This window comes from Catenuloplanes indicus (genome assembly GCF_030813715.1).
In the GTDB taxonomy this organism is placed as follows: Bacteria; Actinomycetota; Actinomycetes; order Mycobacteriales; family Micromonosporaceae; genus Catenuloplanes; species Catenuloplanes indicus.
The window spans coordinates 7,023,506-7,039,645 of sequence record NZ_JAUSUZ010000001.1; the positions used below are offsets into that span (position 1 = coordinate 7,023,506).

Sequence of the window (16,140 nt, forward strand, 5' to 3'; positions counted from 1 at the left end):
CCTTGCTAGGCTGCTCGCCGAAGGCGATCGAGTGGCTGGTGCCCTCCCCGATCTTCAAAATCGGTGTGACCGAGTCTCTCGGTCAGGCGGGTTCGATTCCCGTCCGCCTTCGCTCACATCATCTCCCGGCTGTTGTCCGGGAGCCGGCGCGTGATGCCCGCGCGGTCGAGCAGTTCCAGGAGCGGGACCGCGACGCGGCGGCTGCAGCCGAGGGCTCGGCGGGCCTCGCTGACGGTGAACGGGCTCGGCAGGGAGGTCAGCACGTGGCCGGCCCGGTCGAGCGCGTCCGGGAGCAGGAAGACGTTGTCGGCCACCCGGAGCAGGAGGCCGGCGCGGACCGCGGCGGCGGCCTCGCGCCGGCCCAGGCCGACCTCGGTCAGGCGGGCGGCCTCGGGCGCGGCGAACGGGGTGTCGCGCAGGTCGTCGCGGATGGTGGCGACCATGCGGGCCAGCCTCGGTGGAACGCCGGAGCCGGCGGCGACCACGCGACCGTCGCGGTAGGACAGCGGGGGAGTGACCAGGGCCTCGACCAGCGCGATGTCGGGCAGGCCGAGGCGGTGGCGGAGTGCCTCGGCGGGAGCACCGGGCTCCAGCGGGTGTTCCGTCGCGTACGTGGTGGCCGCGTCGGCCAGCCGGGCGCCGAGCGCGGACCAGTGCGCGGGGTCGGCCAGCCAGTCGCCGGTGACCGGGGCGATCGTCACCGGGACGCCCATCCGGCGCAGGTCGTCGCGCCGGATCAGGGCGCGGCGGCGCAGCTCGTCGTGCTCGTCCGGGACGCCGGTCACGGCGGCCAGCACGGCGGCGCGGGCGGCGGCGGCACCGCGCCGGCCGAGCGCGGGCGGGGCCACGTCGAGCACGGTGGCGCCGCCGAGCACGCGCGGGCCGGACCGGCCGGGGTCGCGCAGCAGCACCCGGTCGCCGAGGTGCAGCGGCAGCGGGCGGGTGAGGCGCAGGCGCAGCGTGTCCGGGCCGAGCGGGCGGACACGGGCCACGACGGCGGCGGAGCCGACGTGCACGGTGACGGACGGGGGCAGATCGGCGACCGGGAACCCGTCCAGGCGCAGGTCCAGTTCCGTGGTCGGCGCGTAGGCACCGGGCGTGAGCAGCACGGTGCCGCGGCCGGCGGCGTCCCGGTCGACGCCGCGCAGGTTGATCGCGACGCGCGCCACCGGGCCGACCCGCTCGGCGGTCCGGCCGAGTGACTGGAGGCCGCGCACCCGTACCGGGCGGCCGTCCAGGCTGAGTTCGTCGCCGACGTGCAGCCGGCCGGTGCCGAGCGTGCCGGTGACCACGGTGCCGGCGCCGCGCACGGTGAAGGCGCGGTCCACCCAGAGCCGTACCGGTGCGGTGGGGTCCGGCTCCGGCAGCGCGGCGACCAGGGCGTCCAGCGCGCCGCGCAGCTCGGGGATGCCGAGACCGGTGGTGCCGCTGACCGCGACGACCGGGACGCGGCCGAGCGACGTGCGCGCGACGCGGTCGAGCGCGTCGGCGATCACGGGCTCCGGCGGGGCCAGGTCAGCGCGGGTCACGCAGAGCAGCCCGTGCCGTACGCCGAGCGCGTCCAGCGCGGCCAGGTGCTCCTCGGACTGCGGCATCCAGCCGCCGTCCGCCGCGACGACCAGCATCGCGGCCGGGACCGGGCCGATCCCGGCCAGCATGTTCGGGACGAACCGTTCGTGGCCGGGCACGTCCACGAACGCCACGGTCTCGCCGGACGGCAGCCCGGTCCAGGCGAAACCGAGGTCGATGGTCATGCCGCGCCGCCGCTCCTCGGCCCAGCGGTCCGGCTCCATCCCGGTCAGCGCGCGGACCAGCGTGGACTTGCCGTGGTCGACGTGCCCGGCGGTCGCTACGACATGCATGCGGTGTGCAGCTCCGGATCGCGTTCCACCGGTACACAGCGCAGGTCCAGCAGCAGCCGGCCGCGTTCGACCCGCCCGAGCACCGCGGGGTCGCCGAGCCGCAGCCGGCGCGCGTACGTCTCGGGCAGCGCGACCGCCCAGGACGGCAGCGTGTGGCCGGGGGCGCCACCGCCGCCGACGACCGCCTCGGTGGCGACTGGCACCGCGTCGACGCCGTCCGCCCGCAGCTTCCCGGCCAGCGCCTCCGCCCTGGCTCGCAGCGCGGCCGGCTCCTCGTCCAGCGCGGCCAGCACGGGCACGGCCGGGTCGCGCAGCGTCGCCTCCAGCGCGGCCAGCGTCAGCTTGTCCACCCGCAGCGCCCGTGCCAGTGGGTGCCGCCGCAGCCGTTCCACGGTCGCCGCGTCGCCGAGCAACAGTCCGGCCTGCGGCCCGCCGAGCAGCTTGTCGCCACTCGCGGTCACCAGCGTCGCGCCCGCGGCCAGCGCCGTCGCCGCGTCCGGCTCGTCCGGCAGCCCCGGGTGCGGCGTCAGCAGCCCGGACCCGATGTCGGCCACCACCGGAACCCCGAGACCCGACAGATCCTCCACGGGTACGGCCGAGGTGAACCCCTGAACCACGAAGTTCGACGGGTGCACCTTCAGCACGAACCCCGTGTCCGGCCCGATCGCGCCCGCGTAGTCGGCCGCGGTCGTCCGGTTCGTCGTCCCGACCTCCCGCAGCCGGGCGCCGGTGCTGACCAGCAGGTCCGGCAGGCGGAACCCGTCGCCGATCTCCACCATCTCGCCGCGGCTGACCACGATCTCGCGCCCGGCGGCCAGCGCGGTCGCGGCCAGCACCAGCGCGGCGGCCCCGTTGTTGACCACGTGCACGCCACCGGCGCCCGGCACCGCGGCCGCTAGCGCCGCCATCGCGGTCCGCCCGCGCCGGGCCCGCCGCCCGTCCGCCAGATCGAGTTCCACGTCCGTGTACCCGGCCGCCTCCACCACCGCGCTGACGGCATCCGCGGACAGCGGCGCCCGGCCGAGGTTCGTGTGCACGATGACGCCGGTTGCGTTGATCACCGGCCGCATGCCCGCGGCGGGCAGCGCGCCGACCGCGGCCGCGATCACGTCCTCCGGCGCGATCTCGCCGCGCCGGGCCCGCTCCTGCGCGGCCACGACCGCGCTCTTCACCGCACCACGCCCGAGCCGCGCACCCGCGGCCACCAGCCGCGGATCGGCCAGCGCCGTGTCGGTCCGCGGAATCCGCCGCCGGAAGTCGGTCATGCTCCCGACCGTAGTACAGCGCCGACTGGCGGCAACCCGGCGGATACCGAGGGCTTACGGGAGGGCACCCGGTCGATTCGTCAGCCGCCGGGCGGGCACGCCGAATGAACAGGTGCAAGCGCAACACCCCGCCGACAGGAAAGAGTTACTCTTGCGCCGCTTCGCCAGCCGGGTCGTCCTCGCCGTTCTCGCTCCCGCCGCCGCCCTCGGCATGACGCTCGTCGCTCCCGCGGCCCCCGCGTCCGCAGCCGTGGCGACGACGGCGCTCGAGGCGCAGGTCGTCACGTTGACGAACGAGGCCCGGGTGAAGGCCGGTTGCAAGAAGCTGACCGTCAATGCCAACCTGACGCAGGCCGCGCAGGCGTTCTCGAAGGACATGGCGGACAAGAACTACTTCTCCCACACCGGTAAGGACGGCTCGAACTTCGTGACCCGTGCGAAGCGGGCGGGGTTCAAGAAGACCGCGACGGGCGAGAACATCGCGTGGGGTTACAAGGACGCGCAGGGTGTGGTGAAGGGCTGGATGAACAGCCCGGGTCACCGGAAGAACATCCTGAACTGCAAGTCGACCCTGATCGGTGTCGGTGCGGCCCGTAACGCCAAGGGTGTCGTGTACTGGACCCAGGAGTTCGGCAAGTAATGCGCACAAAAGGCCCGAGGCGGCTTGGGTTCTAGCAGTCGTCGCAACACCCCAGTTCAGGGGATGCGATGGACTTCGAGATCCGGGATCGGTCGGTTGTTCAGGGCCGTCGGCGTCTGACCCGCGAGCGTGAGGTTTATCTTGCGCTCGTGGGTCAGGGTGTCGGAACAGCGGAAGCGTGCAGGATCGTCGGGATCAACATCCGGACCGGCCGGCGGTGGCGTAACGGCCGGAACCCGACCGGCCGAAACGTCGGCGCGGCGCCGATCACGGCCGTGACGGCGCCGTCGGTGCGAGGCCGGTTCCTCAACGAGGACGAGCGTGTGTATATCGCCGATCGGCATCGTGAGCAGGTCACGGTCCGGCAGATCGCCGTCGAACTGGACCGTGACCCGGCGACGATCAGCCGTGAGCTACGACGTAACGCGCATCCGGTCAGTGGGGACTACCGGCCCCATGCGGCGCAGGCGCGTGCCGAGGCGCGCCGTTCGCGTCCGAAGATCAGCAAGATCGCTGCTAATCCTGCACTGCGCCAGGCCGTTCAGGACGGGCTGGACCTCAGGTGGAGCCCTGAACAGATCGTGCGACGCTTGCGGCGGGACTTTCCTGAGCGCCCGGAGCTGCACGTGACGCACGAGACGATCTACCAGGCCCTCTACGTCCAAGGCCGCGGTGAACTGCGTCGCGAGCTGACCAAGGCGCTGCGTACCGGCCGCGCGATGCGTCGCCCTCGCCGTCAGACGCAGCAGCGCACACCCCGGATGGCCACCGAGATGGTCATGATCAGCGAACGCCCCGCCGAGATCGAGGATCGAGCCGTGCCAGGTCACTGGGAAGGCGACCTGATCATCGGTAAGGACAACCGCTCCGCGATCGGCACCCTGGTCGAACGCCACACCCGCTACGTCATGCTCGTGCACCTGCCGGCCGGCCGCACCGCAGACCTCGTCCGTGACGCCCTGACCGCCACCATCGGCCGCCTGCCCACGCACCTACGCCGTTCGCTGACCTGGGATCAAGGCATCGAGATGAGCCTGCACCAGCAGTTCACCATCGCCACCGACACCCCGGTCTACTTTTGCGACCCGCACTCACCCTGGCAACGCGGCAGCAACGAGAACACCAACGGCCTGCTACGCCAATACTTCCCGAAAAGCACCGACCTGTCCGTCCACGACCGCGACCATCTCGACACTGTCGCCGCCGAACTCAACGGACGCCCACGCAAAACGCTCGGCTGGGACACCCCAGCCGAGCGCTTCGCTAAACTCCTGGCCGAAACCAGCTGACCACTGTGTTGCGACGACCCCTGGAATCCGCCCGGACGCCCCGGGCCTTTTCGCTTTCTCAGCCCTCGGAGGCGGTGAGTTCCTGTGCCGGCTCCGGGAAGCCGTAGCGGGCCGCGTGTTCCGGGTTCGCCGGGTCGATGAGGCGGATGCCCTCGGCCGCGAGGCGCTCGTTGATCTTGTCGAGGTTCTCGCGGACCAGCTCGGCCTCCTCGTCCGTGGTCTTGCCCCGGTGCGGCTTGCCGGCGTGCTCCATGGTCGCGTAGTCGAGCTTGTCCGCCGGGGCCTTGCGGGCCGTCTTCGGCGGCTTGACCCGCTCCGCGGTCTTCAGCACGTCGGCCATCGGCGTGCCGGTGGCGAGCGCGTCGAACTCGCTGGCGTTGAGCGTGACCCGCCGGGCCTCGCCGTCGCCGTGCGCGTCGAAGATGTCCACCACCACCACGTCCAGCGCGGCGTCGTCGATGCTCTCCACCTCGGCGGGGAGCGCCTCCAGCTGCACCGGCCCGGTCATCAGGTCGGGGTGCTCGAGCACGACGATGCGCACCACATCAGCGTCGTCGCCGATGACGGCGCCGCTGAAGTCGGACACGTGGACGGTCTTCTTACCCATAGGGTGAGCTGCTCCTTCAATCGGCCGTGTGGCACACGGACCCTGAGAACCTACCCGACAGGCGTACGAAACTCAGAAGTGCCGCTCCGCCAGGCGCCGCCGCTGCTTCTCGGACATGCTGCCCCACAGCCGCAGCCGGGCCACGCCGCCGTCCGGGTACACGTCGAGTCGCACATGCGTCACCTTGGGCGCGTCGCTGACCGCGAACCGGTGCCGGGTGTCCGGCTGCGCGCGGGTCCGCGGCAGCAGCTCGACCCAGTCGCCGGGCGTGTCCAGCGAGCGTGCGTCGGGAATCCCGCGCAGGCGGAACTCGCCGGGCGCGTTGCCCTTGAAGTGTGACGTGTCGATCTCGGCGAGCTGGATCCGGCCCGGCACGCCGAGCCGGACCAGCACCCAGTCGTTGCCGTCGTCGCGGCGCCGGGACGTCTCCCAGCCCTCGCCCATCGACCGGGCCAGGCCGGGGAGCAGCATCTTCGGTGCGGAGCCGTAGAACATGTTGCTGCACGCGGTCACCGTGCCGCCGTTCTCGGCCGCGGCCAGGTCGAACACCTCGGGCAGCAGCGCCGGGTCGGGGACCGCCTCGCCGTGCACGCGCAGCCGGGCGACACCGCCGTCCGGGTAGATCCGCAGCCGGACGTGGGTCCAGACCCGGTCGTCGGCGTGCACCCGGAACGTGTTCCGGGTGTCGCCCTTGAGCGCGGACCGGGGCAGGACCGGCGTCCACGACGCGGCCAGCAGCTCGTCCGGCGACGGGTACCCGGGCAGCCGGGTCGCCTCGACGGACGCGGCCGGCGGGTAGTTGCCGGTGAAGAACGCGGTGTCGATCACCACGCCGTGGATCACGCCGGGCGCGCCGAGCCGGACGACGGCCAGGTCATGGTCGTCGCCGGTGCCGCGCGGGCGGCGGCGCCGGGTCTCCCAGCCGTCGTAGAGCTGGCCGCGCGCGCCGAAGCTCTGCGGCGTGAACGCGGGCGCGTGGTCGTTGATCAGGTCGGCCGCGAACGCGAAGAACTCGTCGCTGGCGTACATCACGCCGCCGCCGAACGCGCGCGCGGCCAGGTCGGGCATCTGCTGCCAGTCGGTCATGCCGCACCCCGCTCCAGCAGACGCCCGTTCGGCTCGCCGACCGTGGGTATGCCGCGCAGCCAGCTGCCCAGCACCACCCCGGTCAGGACCCGGTCGTGGTACGGCGAGACCGGGTGGCGGTGCTGCAGGCGATTGACGTCGACGCGCTGGGTGGTGTCCGGGTCGAAGACGACCAGGTCCGCGTCCGCGCCGGCGGCCAGCCGGCCCTTCGTGTCCAGGCCGGCGAGCGCGGCCGGGCCGGACGCCATCCAGCGAACCACGTCGCTCAGCGAATGGCCGCGCTCCCGGGCCTGGGTCCAGATGATCGGCAGGCCGAGCTGCAGCGACGCGATCCCGCCCCAGGCCGCGGCGAAGTCGCCGGTGTCCGTGCGTTTGAGCTCCGGCGTGCACGGCGAGTGGTCGGAGACGATCAGGTCGATCACGCCGTCCGCGAGCGCGGCCCAGAGCGCGTCCCGGTTGCCGGCGTCCCGGATCGGCGGGCAGCACTTGAACTGCGTCGCGCCGTCCGGGACCTCCTCCGCGGTCAGCGTCAGGTAGTGCGGGCAGGTCTCGGCCGTGATCCGTACCCTCTCGGCCTTGGCCGCCGCGATCAGCGGCACCGCCTCGGACGAGGAGAGGTGCAGGATGTGTGCGCGTGCGCCGGTCTTCCGGGCGGCCGCGACGACGCGTGCGATCGCGGTGTTCTCCGCGCTGCGCGGCCGGGACGCGACGAAGTCGGCGTAGCTGGCGGAGGATTCGTGGCCGGCCACCAGATCCGGGTCCTCCGCGTGCACCAGGAACAGCGCGTCGACGGCCCGGAACGCCTCGGTCAGCTCGGCGGGTGACAACGGCGGGAATTCCGGCACACCGGAGTCGATCAGGAACGCCTTGAAGCCGAACACACCCGCGTCGCGCATCGGCGCGAGGTCCTTGACGTTGCCCGGCACCGCGCCGCCCCAGAAGCCGACGTCCACCTGGATCTGCCCGGCCGCGGCCTTCCGCTTGACGGCCAGCGCGTCCGCGGTGGTGGTCGGCGGCAGCGAGTTCAGCGGCATGTCGACGATCGTGGTGACGCCACCGGCCGCGGCGGCCCGGGTCGCGCTGGCGAACCCCTCCCACTCGGTCCGGCCGGGCTCGTTGACGTGCACGTGTGTGTCCACCAGGCCGGGCAGCAGCGCGAGCTTGCCCAGGTCCTCCTCGCGGTCCGCGCGCAGCGGCGCGTCATAGGCCGCGATCCGGGCGATCCGGCCGTCCCGCACCGCGATCGCGGCCGGCCGTTCGCCGTCCGGGGTGATGGCCCGCCGGGACCGGACGACCAGGTCGAAATCCGTCACATCCGCCTCCTTGGTACTGAGGTGGTCTCGGACCCGGGATCGGCGTTGATCACAGGGTGGGGGTCACAGGCCGGCGAGCCGGTCCTCGGTGAAGCCGCCGAGTTCGTCGTCGTCGAGTGCGCCGCAGCGTAGTCCGCGCAGCAGGAACCCGGCCAGCGCGCGGGCGGTGGCCGGTTCGTCCAGGATGCCGGTGTCGCGGCGGTCCAGGTAGGCGGTGAGTCGGTCGCGGGCCGCGGCGGCGCCGTCCCGGAAGAACGCGTAGGTGGCCGCGAACCGGGTCGGCAGTTGCGCCGGGTGCAGATCCCAGCCCTGGTAGAAGCCGCGTTCCAGCGAGCGCCGGACCAGTCGCGCGTGCAGCGCCCAGGCCTCGGCGATCCGGTCGTCCGTGCCGACCGGCAGCACGTTGGTCGACCCGTCGGACAGCCGCACGCCGGTGCCGGCGGCCGCGACCTGCATGACCGCCTTCGCATGGTCCGCGGCCGGATGCTCCATGCTCTGGTAGGCCGCGCCGATGCCGCAGGCCGCGCTGTAGTCGTAGGTGCCGTAGTGCAGGCCGGTGCAGCGGCCGTCCGCCGCGGTGATCATCCGGGCGACCGTGGCGGTGCCGTCCGCGCCCAGGATCGCGGTCGGCGTCTCGATCTGAATCTCGAACCGCAGCGCGATGCCGTAGGCCGCGTCCAGCCGCCCGCACACGGCCGCGAACGCGGCGACCTGCGCCGGATCGCTCACCTTGGGCAGCGTGATCACGAAGTTCACCGGGAGTTCCGCCGCGCCGGCGAACCAGCGATCAAGAAATACGTCGAGGGTACGGAGAGAGCGCCGCCGCGTGTGCGCCTCCATCGACTTGATCCGCAGGCCGACGAACGGGGTGCTCCGCTCGGCGGCGCTCAACGCCGTGGCGGCGGCCTCGGCGGCCGCGTCCTCCTCGTCGTCGGCGCGGATGCCGTACCCGTCCTCGAAGTCGATTCTCAGGTCCTCGATCGGCTCCGCGGCGAGCTTGGCGGTGACGCGTGCGTGCAGGTGCTCCGGGTACGGCAGCGCGGGAGCGGTCTCCAGGGCCGCGCGCGCGAGGCCACCCCACTCCGAGACCAGGTTCTGGTGGAACCGGTCGGCCGGCACGTAGACCGTGTGCACCGGCTGCCGGCCGTGCCGGTCGCCCGGATAGCGCGTGCTGAGGTGCGTGTCCACGGCCGCGAGCCGCGCGTCCAGCTCCGCGTGGATCCCCGGGTCCAGTCGCATGCGCTAGTCGATCAGCTCGTAGGCCGGCACGGTCAGGAAGTTCGCGAAGTCGTCCGCGAGCGCGACCCGTTCGAAGAGCCCGCGCGCGTCGCCGAAGCGGCTGCGCCGGAATCCGTCCTCGCCGAGCTGTTCCCGGACCTCGGCCAGCACCTCGTCCTCCAGCCGGCGCACCAGCTCGGACGTGATCGGGGTGCCCTCCTCGGTCCGTACCCCCTGGTGGATCCACTGCCAGATCTGGGAGCGGGAGATCTCCGCGGTGGCCGCGTCCTCCATCAGGTCGTGGATGCCGACCGCGCCGTTGCCGCGCAGCCACGCCTCCAGGTAGCGCAGCGCCACCTCGACGTTGCCGCGCACGCCCGCGTCCGTCACGCTGCCCGGTGTCGCCGCGATGTTCAGCAGGTCGTCCGCGGTGACGTGCACCTCCGGGCGCTGCCGGGTCACCTGGTTCGGGCCGTCCCGCAGCGTGGCGTCGAAGATCTCCCGGCACACCGGCACCAGGTCCGGGTGGGCGACCCACGAGCCGTCGAAGCCGTCCCGGGCCTCACGTTCCTTGTCCTCCCGCACCTTGCCGATCGCGACCGCGTTGACCTCCGGGTCGCGGCGGCTCGGGATGAACGCGGCCATCCCGCCCATCGCGAACGCGCCGCGCCGGTGGCACGTGGCGACCAGCAGTTCGGTGTAGGCGCGCATGAACGGCGCGGTCATCGTCACGGCCGCGCGGTCCGGCAGCGTCACCCGGAAGTACTTGATGATGCTGAACAGGTAGTCCCAGCGGCCCGCGTTCAGCCCGGACGCGTGGTCGCGCAGCTCGTGCAGGATCTCGTCCATCTCGAACGCGGCCGGGATCGTCTCGATCAGCACGGTCGCGCGGATCGTGCCGCGCGGGATGCCGAGGTGGTCCTGCGCGTAGTTGAAGACGTCGTTCCAGAGCCGCGCCTCCAGGTGCGACTCCATCTTGGGCAGGTAGAAGTACGGTCCGGAGCCGCGCTCGATCAGCTCCTGCGCGTTGTGGAAGAAGTACAGCCCGAAGTCGACCAGCGCGCCCACGCCGGGTGTGCCGTCGCCCCAGGTGAGGTGCCGCTCGTCCAGGTGCCAGCCGCGCGGCCGGACCACGATCGTCGGGTACGGCCCCGGGCCCAGCTCGTAGTGCTTGCCCTCCGGCGAGTCGAACGTGATCGTCCGGCGCACCGCCTCGTACAGGTTGACCTGCCCGCCGATCACGTTCGCCCAGTGCGGCGTGTTCGCGTCCTCCAGGTCGGCCAGCCACACCTTCGCACCGGAGTTCATCGCGTTGATCGTCATCTTGCGCTCGGTCGGGCCGGTGATCTCCACCCGGCGGTCGGTGAGGTCGGCCGGTGCGGCCGGGACCGTCCACGCGCCCTCCCGCACGTCCACGGTCTCCGGCAGGAAGTCCAGCCGGCCAGTGCGGGCGGCCTCGGCCCGGCGCAGCGCGCGCAGTGCGAGCAGCTCGTCCCGCCGCGCCGCGAAGTGCCGGTGCAGGTCCGCGACGAACTCCCGGGCCTCGGGCGTGAGGATCTCGGTCATTACCCCTCCAGGCGTCAACGGTATACCGAAATGATCACTGCCAGGAGTGCCACCACTACGGCGGCGAGCGCGAAAGCGATCAGCAGATGGCGGGCGTCCGCGCTCGGCTGCGCCTCCGCGGGGAGGTCACTCGTGAGGTGGCCCAGGTCACCGTGGGTGCGTGCGGCCAGCACCGCGTCGACCCGGGTGGTGAATTCGTCCAGGGACAGGCGCCCGGCCGCGGTGTGCCGCTCGAGGTCGGCGACAACGCGCTGCCGGTCCGCGTCCGATGCGCGTAGCCGGGGGTCGGTCACCGGCACAGACTACGCAACTTTCCGACCCCCGGAACACGTCTTCTTCGATGTACCCTCAGCCAACTCATCATCGGCCTACTTCCGGCCTTGGAGGACTCAGTGTCGAACTCCCCAGGCGGGTTGCTCATCATCGAGCGGCTGCTGCGCGACCGGGACGGCGTGTGGCGGCAGATCATCGACGAGCGGCAGCTCGGCTCGATCAGCCTCCAGATGCTGGCGAGCTCCTCGCTCAGCTTCGCGCTCTACGGCGTCGTGCTCGGCGCCTCGCACAGCTGGGTCCAGGCCGCCTCGTCGTTCGTGAAGCTGCCGCTGCTGTTCCTCGCCACGCTGGCCATCTGCCTGCCCACGCTCTACCTGTTCAACCTGGTCTTCGGCGCGCGGCTGTCGGTCATGCAGGCGGTCACGCTGATCCTGGTGCCGATCACGGTCACCGCGGTGCTCACGCTGGCGTTCGCGCCGATTAGCCTGTTCTTCCTGATCACGTCGAACAGCTACTCGTTCTTCAAGCTGCTCAACGTGGCGATCCTGGTGCTGACCGCGATCGTCGGGCTGCGGTTCCTGACCGCGGGGATGACCGCGTTCAACGAGCACCAGCTCAAGCTCGCGCTGGTCGCCTCCGCGGTGGAGAAGGAGCCCGCGCCGGAGCCCGCGCCGGCGCTCGTGGGCGCGAACGGGGCCGCGGCCGCTCCGGTGCCGGCCGGGCCCACCGGCGACGGCGTGCTCGCGGTCGGCTGGGAGCCGTACGCACAGCCGCGCCGGCCGTCCGCCGCGGACCTGCCGCCCGGGCAGCGGCCGGCCAGCATGACACTGCTCTACATCTGGATCGGCCTGTTCGGCTTCGTCGGCACCCAGCTGGCGTGGACGCTGCGCCCGTTCTTCGGCAGCCCGGACGAGCCGTTCGCGGTGTTCCGCGACGTGAACGGCACGTTCTACGCGGACATTCTGACCACGATCGGCCGTCTGATCGCCGGTTGAGAATCTTTCACCGGTCACGGTGAGCCGTTTCGCGTTTCTCTCCGTATCTACCCCCGACGGGGTGGGACGAACCGTGGAGGCGCAGATGGCATCGCTGGGGCGAGACGACACGGACTCGCAGAGCTGGCGGCGTCCGGTCTCCTACGGCAGCTACGACTACGAGCCGACCGGACGGCCCGGCCGCCGGCGGGCTCCCGAGCACGACGAGTACGCATCGCCGGCGCCGTTCACCGCGTACGGCACCAGCGGTGCGTACCCGACCTACAACGACGGCTCGGACCCGTACGCCGGCTTCTCCGGCGCGTCCGGGCCGGCGGTCGCCACCTCCACGTACCGCGCACCAGCCGCTGCGGCTGCTCCGGTGGCTCCGGCCGCTCCGGCCTGGGAGGCGCCCGCGGACCCGTGGGCGACCGTCGGCTACGAACCGGCCCCGACACGCGCCGCCCGCCGCCGCGATGCCGACAGCCCGCGCCGCGGTCCCCGGTTCATGCTGGCCGGCGCGCTGATCGTGGCCGTCGCGGCCGGGGCCGGCACCGCCGGAGCCTGGTACGGCGCGAACCGCGTCGGCGTCGCCAACCAGGCCGGCAACTCCACCAGCACCCAGCTGGTCGGCGCGGACGGCGAACTCACCAGCACCGCCGAGCAGGTGCTGACCGGCGTGGTCTCGATCGAGGTCCGCACCGACGACGGCGCGTCCTCCGGCTCCGGGTTCGTCATCGACGACGCCCAGCACATCATCACGAACAACCACGTGGTCGAGGGCGCCAGCCGGGTCACGGTCAGCGGCCAGGACGGCGAGAGCCTGGACGCCGACGTGATCGGCACCGACCCCGGCATGGACATCGCGGTACTGCGCATCGCCCCGTCCGACACGCTCGAGCCGCTGCCGATGGGCAAGTCCAGCACGCTGCGCGTCGGCGAGACCGTCCTCGCGGTCGGCGCCCCGCTCGGCCTCTCCGGCAGCGTCACCTCCGGCATCGTCAGCGCCGTCGACCGCCGCGTCCGCCTCGGCGGCGAGGGCGCCACCCGCCAGTCCGCGGTCCAGACCGACGCCTCCATCAACCCGGGCAACTCCGGCGGCCCACTGGTCAACTCGGCCGGCGAGGTGATCGGCGTCAACACCGCCATCGCCACGCTCGAGGGCGGCGGCTCGATCGGCATCGGCTTCGCCATCCCGATCGAACGCGCCGCCGAGGTGGCACAGGCGCTGATCGCGGCCGAGGGCTGACAGGCTTCAAAGCTGTTTTCCGGCTTCCGGCGTGGTGCGGCCCGCATGCTCCCGCGGGCACCGGCCCGGCCCGGTCTGGAGGCCCGGCCCGGATACTTCGCGCTGGCCGCCGCGCTGTTGCCGGCCCGCGCCGCCGCTGCGGGCCGCAATGGCGTCCCTCCCTCAGCGTTCGCTCCACCAGCGCTAGATTCACGCGTTCCTCAACGTGAGCCGGAAAAGCCCGAGGCGGACGCCCCGGGCCTTTCCCTGTTACTTGCCGAACTCCTGGGTCCAGTACACGACACCCTTGGCGTTACGGGCCGCACCGACACCGATCAGGGTCGACTTGCAGTTCAGGATGTTCTTCCGGTGACCCGGGCTGTTCATCCAGCCCTTCACCACACCCTGCGCGTCCTTGTAACCCCACGCGATGTTCTCGCCCATCGCGGTCTTGGCGAAACCGGCTCGCTTCGCCCGCTGCACGAAGTTGCTGCCGTCCTTGCCCGTGTGACTGAAAAAGCCCTGCTGCGCCATGTCCGTGGAAAACGCCTGCGCTGCCTTGGTCAGGTTGGCGTTCACGGTCAGCTTCTTGCAGCCGGCCTTCACCCGGGCCTCGTTCGTCAGCGCCACGACCTGCGACTCCAGCGTCGTCGTCGCGACAGCGGCCGACGCGGAGGCCGCGGGGGCGACGAGCGTCATGCCGAGGGCGGCGGCGGGAGCGAGAACGGCGAGGACGACCCGGCTGGCGAAGCGGCGCAAGAAACTCTCATCTCTGTCAGTGGGGTGCTGCGCTTACACCCGTTCATTCGGCCGCACGCCCGGACGGCTGACGAATCGACCGGGTGCCCTCCCGTAAGCCCTCGGTATCCACCGAGTTGCGCGGCTACGTACGGCGCAGGGAGCGGGTCAGCGCGGCCGCGATCGTGGTGGCCAGGATCCAGCCGGCCGCGATCAGCGCGTAGGAGAGCCACTGGTACGCCCCGGCCGGCAGGAACGCGGTCTGCTGGCCGAAGTCGACCAGCGGGAGCAGCAGGTCGAGCGTGTAGATCACGGCGTGGAACGCGGGTGCCTCGTCCGGCTTCGCGGCGCGCGGTGGGTGCGCCGAGTACGCGGCCGTACCGGCACCGAGCAGCACCAGCAGCCAGAGCGCAGCCAGCAGCGGGCGGTAGCCGTACCCGACCGTGACGTCCTGGAGCACGCCCCAGACCCGGGCCGGCCAGCCGGCGGTACGGGTCCGTGCCCGCTGCCGGGTGAGCAGCACCGCGCGCGCCGCGTCGTCGTCGCCCTGGGCGCGGAGCACGGACGCGAGCTGCTCGTACGGCTGCCGGTGCGCCTCGGCCGGGTCGCGGGCCAGCCACGCCCGCCGGTCCGTCTCGGTGGCCGGCGGCTCGAGCGTCTCGTACGTGAGCCCGGTCAGGTGCAGCGCCTCCGGCCAGGTCGCCGGGTCGTCGCGCAGTAGACCGACGCGGGCGTGGCGCAGGTCGACCGGGCCGGTCACCGCGGTCGTGCGCATCCGCAGCTCGGGCACTTGCAGCCGCCACAGCCGCAGCGCGAACGGCGCGCTCGGCCGGACGTCCGCCGGATCCGGCGACGCGGTCAGCGTGGCCGTGTCCAGGCAGAGGACGCTGCCGATCCGGCTGCCGGAGACCTGCACCTGCCCGACGGCCGAGAAACCGTCGCACAGGTTCACCGTGTTGCTCGCCACCACGCCGTTCAGGTTGAGCGCGACGCCACCCGGGTTGGTCAGCGAGGCGCCGTTGAAGCTCGCCGGGCCGTTCAGCACCGAGTCCTCCAGCCCGACCCGGCCGTCTGCCACGATCCGGCGCGCGTCCAGCGTGCCCTGCAGCGTCATCCACTCGGCGCGCAGCGCGGCGCCGCCCGGGTTCGACAACCGGGCGCCGCGCAGCGTGAACGTGCGGCTGATCTCCGCGTGCGCGGCCCGGATCTCGCCGGTCGCGGTGAACGCGCCGCCGAGGAAGAGCCCGCCGGCCAGCGTGGCCGCGTCCAGCCGCAGCGCGACCCGGCCCGGGTTCGTCATGGTGGCGTCCGTGAAGCTGACCGCGCCGGTGATCCGGGCGTGCCACATCCGCAGCTCGCCGTCGAACATCGCGCCGCGGGCGAAGACTCCGCCCTCGACCACCAGGCTGTCCGCGCCGAGCACGCCCCGGGCGGCCGCGAGGAGCGCGTTCGGCTCGTCGATGCGTTCCGGGGCGGACGGCGCGACGCACCGCGCCCGGTCCAGGTCGACGTCACCGGAGATCCGTCCCTGGGACACGACGATCAGGCCCTCGATGTCCGCGCGGCCGGCCGCCAGGTCGCCGCCGATCGTGATCCGTTCCGCCTGTAGCGCGATGCCCGCGGAGCGCACGCGCGCCCGGTCCAGCACCAGGCCGCCGCTGATCCGGGCGCCGGGCATCCGCAACTCGCCGTCGACCCGCGCGCCGTTCAGCTTGAGGTGCCCCTCCACGATCACGTTCGACGCGTGCAGGCCGGGCAGCGTGCACCGGGCGAAGCTGATGAAACCGAGCCGCGCCCAGTTGATCACGGGCATCCGCTCGAACTCGCAGTCATCCAGGATGATCGGCGCGTCCACCTGCGCGAACCGCAGCGAGAACTCGCCGGTGATCCGTGCGCCGGACAGACGGAGCGAGGCCCTGGCCCCGGGCGCCGGCGCCTGAGCGCCGAGCAGCAACCGGGTCAGGACCTCGCCGCTGACCTCGCGTTCCCCGTCCGGGCCGGCCGTGACCGGCGTACCCGTGGGGAAGGCCTCCCAGAGACGTCGTTCGAGCGTGTTCACACACTCATGATCGTCGCTGGGG

Annotated in this window: 14 protein-coding genes and 1 tRNA gene; 5 read left to right on the forward strand and 10 right to left on the reverse strand. The window is 72.5% G+C overall.

Annotated features, from left to right (window positions below; all coding sequences use genetic code 11):
* Positions 1-19: 19 nt before the first annotated feature.
* Positions 20-113 (forward strand) — tRNA-Sec (locus J2S42_RS31890).
* Here J2S42_RS31890 and selB read toward each other — a convergent pair.
* A complete protein-coding gene (selB, locus tag J2S42_RS31895) occupies positions 114-1,862 on the reverse strand; it encodes a selenocysteine-specific translation elongation factor (protein WP_307245123.1) in 1,749 nt (582 codons plus the stop codon).
* Positions 1,850-3,127, reverse strand: a complete 1,278-nt coding sequence (gene selA, locus J2S42_RS31900; RefSeq protein ID WP_307245125.1) for an L-seryl-tRNA(Sec) selenium transferase — start codon at positions 3,125-3,127, stop codon at positions 1,850-1,852. Before selA ends, selB begins: the two co-directional genes overlap by 13 nt.
* Positions 3,128-3,278: 151 nt before the next feature.
* Here selA and J2S42_RS31905 point away from each other — a divergent pair, with 151 nt between their 5' ends.
* Positions 3,279-3,767, forward strand: coding sequence for a CAP domain-containing protein (locus tag J2S42_RS31905; RefSeq protein ID WP_307245127.1), 489 nt, complete (start codon positions 3,279-3,281; stop codon positions 3,765-3,767).
* 68 nt (positions 3,768-3,835) lie between these two features.
* Entirely contained in the window at positions 3,836-5,056 is a 1,221-nt protein-coding gene (locus J2S42_RS31910; RefSeq protein ID WP_307239284.1) for an IS30 family transposase, read from the forward strand.
* Positions 5,057-5,114: 58 nt separating this feature from the next.
* On the opposite strand, the gene J2S42_RS31915 is transcribed toward J2S42_RS31910, so the two are convergent.
* From J2S42_RS31915 to J2S42_RS31940, 6 genes are all read right to left on the reverse strand, one after another.
* Positions 5,115-5,663, reverse strand: coding sequence for a hypothetical protein (locus J2S42_RS31915; protein ID WP_307245129.1), 549 nt, complete (start codon positions 5,661-5,663; stop codon positions 5,115-5,117).
* A gap of 72 nt (positions 5,664-5,735) precedes the next feature.
* A complete protein-coding gene (gene alc, locus J2S42_RS31920; protein WP_307245130.1) occupies positions 5,736-6,749 on the reverse strand; it encodes an allantoicase in 1,014 nt (337 codons plus the stop codon).
* Positions 6,746-8,062 carry an allantoinase AllB gene (allB, locus tag J2S42_RS31925; RefSeq protein ID WP_307245132.1) on the reverse strand — a complete coding sequence of 439 codons (1,317 nt, stop codon included), beginning with the start codon at positions 8,060-8,062 and terminating at the stop codon, positions 6,746-6,748. Before allB ends, alc begins: the two co-directional genes overlap by 4 nt.
* A gap of 63 nt (positions 8,063-8,125) precedes the next feature.
* A complete protein-coding gene (locus J2S42_RS31930; protein ID WP_307245134.1) occupies positions 8,126-9,301 on the reverse strand; it encodes a DUF6986 family protein in 1,176 nt (391 codons plus the stop codon).
* A gap of 3 nt (positions 9,302-9,304) precedes the next feature.
* Positions 9,305-10,846, reverse strand: coding sequence for a malate synthase A (gene aceB, locus J2S42_RS31935; protein ID WP_307245135.1), 1,542 nt, complete (start codon positions 10,844-10,846; stop codon positions 9,305-9,307).
* A 14-nt stretch (positions 10,847-10,860) separates the two neighbouring features.
* On the reverse strand, positions 10,861-11,139 hold the full coding sequence (locus J2S42_RS31940; protein WP_307245137.1) for a DUF1707 SHOCT-like domain-containing protein: 279 nt from the start codon (positions 11,137-11,139) through the stop codon (positions 10,861-10,863).
* Positions 11,140-11,238: 99 nt separating this feature from the next.
* Between J2S42_RS31940 and J2S42_RS31945 the strand changes: the two genes are divergently transcribed.
* On the forward strand, positions 11,239-12,114 hold the full coding sequence (locus J2S42_RS31945) for a hypothetical protein (RefSeq protein WP_307245139.1): 876 nt from the start codon (positions 11,239-11,241) through the stop codon (positions 12,112-12,114).
* Between the two features lie 61 nt (positions 12,115-12,175).
* Positions 12,176-13,342 carry a S1C family serine protease gene (locus J2S42_RS31950; protein ID WP_307245141.1) on the forward strand — a complete coding sequence of 389 codons (1,167 nt, stop codon included), beginning with the start codon at positions 12,176-12,178 and terminating at the stop codon, positions 13,340-13,342.
* 249 nt (positions 13,343-13,591) lie between these two features.
* Here J2S42_RS31950 and J2S42_RS31955 read toward each other — a convergent pair whose 3' ends face one another.
* Both J2S42_RS31955 and J2S42_RS31960 read right to left on the reverse strand, forming a co-directional pair.
* Positions 13,592-14,080, reverse strand: coding sequence for a CAP domain-containing protein (locus tag J2S42_RS31955; protein WP_307245143.1), 489 nt, complete (start codon positions 14,078-14,080; stop codon positions 13,592-13,594).
* A 124-nt stretch (positions 14,081-14,204) separates the two neighbouring features.
* The gene (locus J2S42_RS31960) at positions 14,205-16,118 is read right to left on the reverse strand and encodes a bactofilin family protein (protein WP_307245145.1); all 1,914 of its coding nucleotides are present in this window, start codon (positions 16,116-16,118) and stop codon (positions 14,205-14,207) included.
* Between the last annotated feature and the right edge of the window lie 22 nt (positions 16,119-16,140).